Source organism: Vibrio sp. 10N.222.48.A3, from assembly GCF_041475345.1.
GTDB lineage: Bacteria > Pseudomonadota > Gammaproteobacteria > Enterobacterales > Vibrionaceae > Vibrio > Vibrio tasmaniensis_A.
The window spans coordinates 1-1,665 of the sequence record NZ_JBFRVX010000966.1 but is presented as its reverse complement, the minus strand read 5'-3'; the positions used below and the strand labels follow the sequence as shown (position 1 = coordinate 1,665).

General features: G+C 49.2%; 2 protein-coding genes and 1 pseudogene. All 3 read left to right on the top strand.

Annotated features, from left to right (window positions below; translation table 11 throughout):
- Window positions 1-351 (top strand): TraU family protein (locus tag AB4653_RS22510; protein WP_372105378.1); only part of this gene is annotated, 351 nt, incomplete at its 5' end.
- A 12-nt stretch (window positions 352-363) separates the two neighbouring features.
- Entirely contained in the window at window positions 364-1,050 is a 687-nt protein-coding gene (gene trbC / locus AB4653_RS22505; protein ID WP_017082646.1) for a type-F conjugative transfer system pilin assembly protein TrbC, read from the top strand.
- A pseudogene (locus AB4653_RS22500) lies at window positions 1,047-1,665 on the top strand (type-F conjugative transfer system mating-pair stabilization protein TraN); the annotation flags it as partial. The gene trbC and the pseudogene AB4653_RS22500, both read left to right, overlap by 4 nt.

Below are 1,665 nucleotides of genomic sequence, written 5' to 3'. Positions count from 1 at the left end.
TGTTTAGGCTCACAAGGCAGCGTCTACCCATTAACCGGTAATAGCGCTTACTCTCATACCGGCCCTCAAGTTGGCACACTGATGTTAGAGCGTTTTAATTTTAAAATGCACAGGCAAGGCATTGTGTGGGAAACCCGGGGCGAAGATGGCGCAATCTGTTACCAATGGCCAGAGCCTATCTTGCCGAAAAGTCGCTATCGCTATCAATTGTCGGCACCGATTGGTGATGCCGCTCATTGTTATCCCTATGGCACCACCTCGTCACTTTGGGAGCAAGGTAAAGACAACCCAACCACCGGCGGTAACTTTGGTTTTGTGAACTGGCGAAAACGTAATTGCGTATTTTTATAAGGAAATGAGACGATGTCATTTAGCCCAAGAGCCTCATGGCTGTTACTTATTCTGCTGGTTAGCCCTCTCTCACTAGCCGAGAAGGGTTACTCTCAAGAAGAGCTCAAAGCGCTTGCCAAGCAAGAGCAGACCATTGCAGCGCCAACCAATCACAGTGAACTGACCACCTTTCTTGAACGAGGTCAGCAACATAAGCAAGAAGCGTTGTCGATGAATCAACACCTCGATAACGTGTTGCAAGACTCGCCACTGGCGAGTGTTCTTGGGGTGCCTCAGGAAAATCCAAACAAAAAGGCGCAAGGTGTGATGGTGTTTGTGTCGCTTTCCATGCCAGATAACGCGCTTAGACAGCTACTCAAACAAAGTCAGCAATATCAGGTTCCTCTCGTGATACGTGGGGTACTGCCAGAAGGCATGGTACCGACAGCCTCTCGAATACTGAGTTTGTTAGAAGCGGACGACGAAGAAATGGCCATTGATAGCGGTTTTGCCATCAGTCCACAGTGGTTTCGTCAATTTAACATCACCCACGTCCCCGTGTTTGTGGCCATTGGAGAAGCGTGCAATGAAGCGTCTTGCCCGCAAAGTGATTACGACATGGTTCACGGCAACCTCTCCCTTCCTAACGCATTAACGATTTTAAGCCAAGGCGATGTAGGACACATCGCCAAACAAGTGCTCAATAGGAGTTCCCCTTGAATTCGCCCTTTTCACTACTTTTTGTTTTTCTCTCTTTCAGCGCTGCTCTCTTACTCTCCCTTCATACCCTTGCCGCCCCTCAAGAAAACACATTCTACGACAACGTGGAGTGGGCGAAAAACACCCCGAACGAGGCTTACAATGACTCAGAAATGACGCTTAACCTGTCAGACTTCTGCAGCGACAATAATCCAGGGTGTGAAAGCAAAATCCGACAGCCTGATGAAGCCGGGATGACTGATGCACAAATCACAAACCAATCCACGTCGGAGTTTGGCAACAACGAACACGCTCAAGCGATACAAGAGGGGTTTGACAATAATAGTGTCACCATTGACCCAAACGATGATACGTATCGATTCGCCACCCTTGGCATTGAGAACGCCTATGAAATCAGTCATGGTCAGTCTAATCAGTACGTGGATTGTGACAACGCCACGCAATGCGTCATTGATAACATCGCAAAGCAATGCTACCGACCAACTCACAACCCGGTCCCGTGTGACAAAGTCCCCGTCGCCTCCGTGAGCCTTAGTGAAGTGATCTACCGCTGCCCATCCGGCTGGACAAAGCAAGGGGATAATTGCCAACGTCCCCTCCCACAATGCCGATACA